3 protein-coding genes and 2 pseudogenes are annotated in these 5,399 nt (G+C 42.0%); all 5 read right to left on the minus strand.

What is annotated here, in order from left to right:
* A partial coding sequence (locus tag D8Q48_RS16820; protein WP_243116334.1) for a reverse transcriptase domain-containing protein occupies nt 1-986 on the minus strand: 986 nt, incomplete at its 3' end.
* A 729-nt stretch (nt 987-1,715) separates the two neighbouring features.
* A pseudogene (locus D8Q48_RS16825) lies at nt 1,716-4,070 on the minus strand (ATP-binding protein); the annotation flags it as partial.
* Entirely contained in the window at nt 4,048-4,419 is a 372-nt protein-coding gene (locus D8Q48_RS16830) for a PrgI family protein (protein ID WP_121057371.1), read from the minus strand. The pseudogene D8Q48_RS16825 and the gene D8Q48_RS16830, both read right to left, overlap by 23 nt.
* A 6-nt stretch (nt 4,420-4,425) precedes the next feature.
* On the minus strand, nt 4,426-4,980 hold the full coding sequence (locus D8Q48_RS16835; RefSeq protein WP_121057373.1) for an MT-A70 family methyltransferase: 555 nt from the start codon (nt 4,978-4,980) through the stop codon (nt 4,426-4,428).
* Nucleotides 4,981-4,998: 18 nt separating this feature from the next.
* Nucleotides 4,999-5,274, minus strand: a pseudogene (locus D8Q48_RS16840) (hypothetical protein); the annotation flags it as partial.
* Nucleotides 5,275-5,399: the final 125 nt, after the last annotated feature.

Here is a 5,399-nt window from a genome sequence, read left to right on the forward strand (position 1 = left end):
TCCGTAATCAGTGTTTTCTCTTTGGATAATGTCAGCTTCATCTCTGTTTCCAGAAATTCCTTTAACGATGATTTCCAAAATTCAGCATGTTCCCGGCTATCTGTAATAATTACAAAATCGTCGGCATACCTCACTAGGAATCCCGGCACCAGTCTGGTCTTTTTCAATGCCCTTCTTTTTGCGGAATCCTGATTGTATTTGTGGGTGGTGTTTTTCAGTTCCCACTGTTTTGTTACCCATTCATCCATAATGTCGAGATAGACATTTGCAAGCAGAGGGCTGATAATCCCGCCCTGCATAGTGCCTTCTTCATTTACTTCACATTCATCAAGAACGCCTGCTTTCAGCATTTGTTTGATGATTTGAAGCACACGCCGGTCTTTAATTCCCAAATGATATAGTCTGCGGAGAAGTATAGCGTGGTCGATATAGTCGAAACATTTACTGATGTCTCCTTCCACAAACCAGTAATAACCTGTGTGGAAAGTGATGAAATTCAGTCTTTCCAGCGCCATTGCCGTATCCCTCATTGGGCGGAAACCATAAGAATGTTCAAAGAATAGCGCTTCTACAATGGGTTCCAACACGATACGCATACATTCCTGTACAATGCGGTCCCGTATTGTAGGAATACCTAACGGACGCTTTTCCTTTTTCCCCGGTTTGTCAATATATTTCCTGCGTATTTTCTGTGCTTCAAACTTTTCAAAAGCTCTCTGGATGTCGTTAATAACCCATCGGTAGGGTTTTTGCAGATATTCCCGCCGCATAGTCTTGTTATCGACACCGGGAGTATCACTCCCATGGTTGCTCTTGATATTGTGAATTGCAGTCACAATCGTTGTTTCTGCTGACATAATTTCCAGTAAGCCTTTGAAGGCAGGGTATTTCCCTTCCTGTCTGGCTTTCCTGCTTTGTTGATACAATTCGTCTAACAAAGTGCGTAATTCAGTTTCAGTTTTTGGGCAGTCGAATTGTTGTGCCATACGCACCACCTCCTTCCGAGGTTGTGTTTCTGGTTTTAGTCAGGTTTGCCTACGGCTTCCTCGACTTTCTGTTCACATACGAATCCATATTGACTATGCCCCTTCGCTCCACTCCCATTACAGGAGCTTCATCACTACTACGGGCTGATGCCCCGTGGATTAACAGGTCATTTCCTACCTGTGCGGCAAGGGTGACACCTTACTTGCACCGGCATGTACCGGAGCGCCGTCCACGGTTCCTTTGTTCCCTATATTCTAGCTTTACATTTAGTTTTAGCCCGTCCCTCTGACCCGGCTGCCATCACTGGCTTGTGTGATTGATTGCCAGTGACATTCGACCATTCCGGTTTTCTGCCGTTTTCCACCAAGACATATTTCAACGGCGACAGCACCCCACATGGGGAGGATGGCTGTGTTATCATCCCATCGTTTACGAGCCTTACACTCAGGACTTTTGTCGATTGCAACAAAATATACTGGACATGACTAATTTATAGCTTCTTGCGGTTATCCAAGCTGTCTCAAGCTTCTTCCCCGCTTTTCACCGAGCTTCGTACAATTCACCTGTCACAATGAAATGCACGTCGGAGATTAGAATTTTTGTAACCCGTCACACCGGGTCAGACAGGAACTTCCCCTGTCAAATCGAATATAGAGTTCAGATTTCATTAGAAATCTGTCTTGCTTTGTTCCATATTTCTATGGAGATTAACAAGAAACAAAGCGCACATCCTGAACAATCAGCATTCCCAGCTTTTTAAGCTGTTTTCCTAAATCTTTAATATCGAAACATACCAGACGGTTATTCAGTTCTACATTAGTACGATGATTGAACACTTTTAAGGAACCATTAACGTAAATCTCCAATGCAGTTGCCAGTCTCTGTGCTTCTGCTTCTTCCTGTTTCCGAAGCAAATTGTATAAATCTTCCAGAATTGGCATTTTCTCTGGTACCGGGTCTTCAAGATAATCCTGATACACCATTCGTACACAACGGTCAATAATTGTCTTTTCTACTGGTTCCAGTCCATTCTTCCCACCTACAATAAGCTCGCAGAGAGAAAGGATAAAATCTGATTTCAGCGAAAGCGGATCATCGTCATCAGCATAGTTTAGGTTAATATCCATCGGATTAATATAATCATGGCTGTTTGGGGAGATACGGATGACCTGCCCCTTAAATGCCCGGACTAATGGAAAATACTCGCCCTCCGGATCACAGATAATAATGTCATCTTTCGTAACGATAAAAACATTCGTAATCTCACGCTTTGCCGCAAATGATTTACCAGCACCCGGTGTACCAACAATCAGTCCATTCGGATTCTTCAGTTTTTTACGGTCAGCCATAATCAAATTGTTGGATAAAGCATTTAAGCCGTAATAGATAGATTCCCCTGCCATAAATAATTCCTGTGTCGTAAATGGAACAAAAATAGCAGTTGAAGTCGTTGTCAATGCACGCTTGATTGGAATCCAGTTTTTCCCCAATGGAAGGCAGCTCATAAGTCCTGGTTCCTGCTGATAATCCAGTCTTTTCAATGCACAGTTATATTTCTGTGCAATGCCTGCTGTCTGAAACACAACATTTTCAAGTTCCTGTTTATCTTTCGCAGTATTTAAAAATACCACCGTTACAAGAAACATTCGCTCATTTCTGGACTGCAAATCTTCCAGAAGACGTTTCGCTTCCCCTCCGTATGTATTCAAGTCGGAAGGAATGATGTCCATATCATATCCGGAACGAACTGCCTTCTTCTGTTCCTCAATTTTCATACGGTTAATGTCTGTAACCTTTGCCTTTACCAGTTTGATTGCTTTCATCTGGTCAATGGACTGGATATGCAGATTGACAAGCAGATTACAGTCCATTTCCAAAAACTCTGCAAGCATTTTGTCCGTCAACTCCGGTGCCAGAATCTGCAAGTAGGAAACTGCACCCATCGTATCTCCCATCTGAAAATCTTTTCCGTTCTTAAACAGGAAACTGGATGGAGCAATATAGTCCTTTGTATTCAATCCGGTACGCAGTACATCATCATAACTGAACTGAAACGGCACCTTACTGTCCTGGTTGAATGTTTCATACATAATCTGTAAACGCTCCACACCATTCAACGGATATGCCGATACACCCAGTATTTTGAAATTATTCAGAATATCCGTTTCAATACGTTCCAGCTTTGGTTTTGCTTCCCGAATATTGTCTGCTTCAATCCCAAATGTAAGATACTTTGTTCTAACAAGTCCGTTATTTCCCTTTGCAAGCTGGTTTCTGAGCATCTGTGCAAATTCTGTACGCAGATCGTCAAAACTGTCATTCTGTTTCTTAATCCGAATCACGTCCTCATACTCTGTCATATTGCTGTGATGATTGATAAAGGACAACTGGAAATGAATTGTGCTGTCAAAATAGTTCAGAAAATCACACCAGTTTTCAAAAATCGTATTTTTATCTTCGTTCTGAGCTAACTGATAGTTAATATCATAAAAGCGGATTGTTTTGGAATAATAGCCATCCTCGACACGACAGATTCCATCTTTTCCCATTTCTCTGTATGGAATAGACTGCTGTGCGGTAATCTTCTTCTCTTTTTTCGATGCCGTGTTACCCTTGCTGCCTGCTTTTTTTACAGAACTGCTTTTTACTTTTGACTTTTCTTTTGCAGAGATTGATGACTGAGATTTCTGTTTTCCCTTTTTCTCTTTTTTCACGCGTTTTTCTTCTGCTTTTTCTTCACGGGCTTTTTGTTTTTCCTCCTGTTTCGCCCTCTTTTTGTCTTCCTTTTCCTGTGTTTTATGCAGTTTTTCCTCATATTTTTGTGCTTTTTTCAAAGCACGTTTCTCACGTCTGGTAAGTTTACGCCTTGGTCTGCGAACACCTCTGCGTCTTTCCAGAGCCTCATACCCTGTAACCACAGGTTCTCCAGTTAAACGCTGTCTGTGCTTGGCATAATCTTCTGCTTCATCCGGATCAAACACTGGCAGTTCTTCTGAATCTTCTTCATCCAGCCACCAGTCCTCCTGATAAACGGAATCCTCAGTATGCTGAGACTGCCATTTATCGTTTCTTCTTTTTTCCATGAGCAGTGCCTCCTTTCGCTTTTGTCACAAATTTCTTTTTCTCATACAAATTTTCAACCTCATACTTCCGTACTGGCGGACGGATGAATTTTACTGTAATCATATTTTTCAGAACTATTTCCAGTGGAAGTCCATCCTTTTCATACATGGCAAATAAAAAAGCCGGAAGCATCAACAGACACATTCCGGTTGCCGCATTACTTGAACCAATCATTCCTCTTGTAAGGAAATAAAACGGAAGCCCAACTGCTCCTGCAATGCCAAGGCAGATAAGCTGACGTTTCGTAAGGTTCAAAATAATCTTATTTTTTACCTTTGTCAGATCTTTGGGTACAGATACAAAAGCCATCCTCCATCATCTCCCATCTTCACGATTTAAAATATCTACTGTACTGTTTACTTCATTCCCCCAGACATCCCATCCAGGTGTACTCTCCCTCGCAAACATTTCCAGCCTTGGTAAATCTCCCATAAGTTCCATAATCAGATCTCTTGTTATATCTGGTTTCTTGCTGTGTTTTTCCCGTGGAGAAAAAATAAGCTGTGAAACTGTTTTTGACTTTCGCCTGGGTTTCCCTTTTGTAGCTATCAAACATATTTCTACATTGGAACGTGTCCAATATCCCATTCCCAATACATATCCCTCTCCGGTTCTTTTCGGCTTTAACCAGACAAATCCAACTGTTTTATATTCAAATCCCCACGCTTTCATTACCTTAAAAGCTTCGGGTAACTGTGGGCATGTGACCCATAAAAACAACACAGCATTTTTGTCAGTCCATTCCTTAACCGGCAAGCTGCAAATCTCCTCCACTGACATTGTCTTATAATGATTTTCGGCAACGCCCGTTCCTTTAGCATTTCGATATTGCCATGGCGGATCTGCATAAATAATCTGATATTTTCCCAATACCTTCTCCTCCTTCGTTTAGTGTGCATTAAATATGCTCTTTGAGAAATTAGCTGTCTTCATAAGACTGAAACACAGTATCACTGTATAAGCCATTACACTGAGCAGTGCTGTATGCACGTTATCTGACACCTGTATATTTGCAACCAGAACCGAATAAATACCCACGCATACCATAATGAAAAATCCCTGGAATGCCAGTGCAAAGAGTCCTCTTAAATAGTTGCTGCCAATCTGTCCCCATTCCCGATTGCTCATGGTTGCAAATGGAATTGCTCCGATTGACGAATACAGTAGGGTAAGAACCCAGCGCCTTACCATATCACTATGGCAGGTTTCCGAGAACTCCCCTCCGAACCGGACTTACACCTCTCGATGTATCCGGCTCTCCAGATGTCAGTCTAATTTCCCAGCGTGTA

This window comes from Ruminococcus sp. B05, from assembly GCF_003628495.1.
GTDB lineage: Bacteria > Bacillota > Clostridia > Lachnospirales > Lachnospiraceae > Schaedlerella > Schaedlerella hominis.

What these genes read in the sequence shown, in the direction of transcription:
- D8Q48_RS16830 (WP_121057371.1), bottom strand. Translation starts at nt 4,419, where the DNA reads ATGGCTTTTGTATCTGTACCCAAAGATCTGACAAAGGTAAAAAATAAG.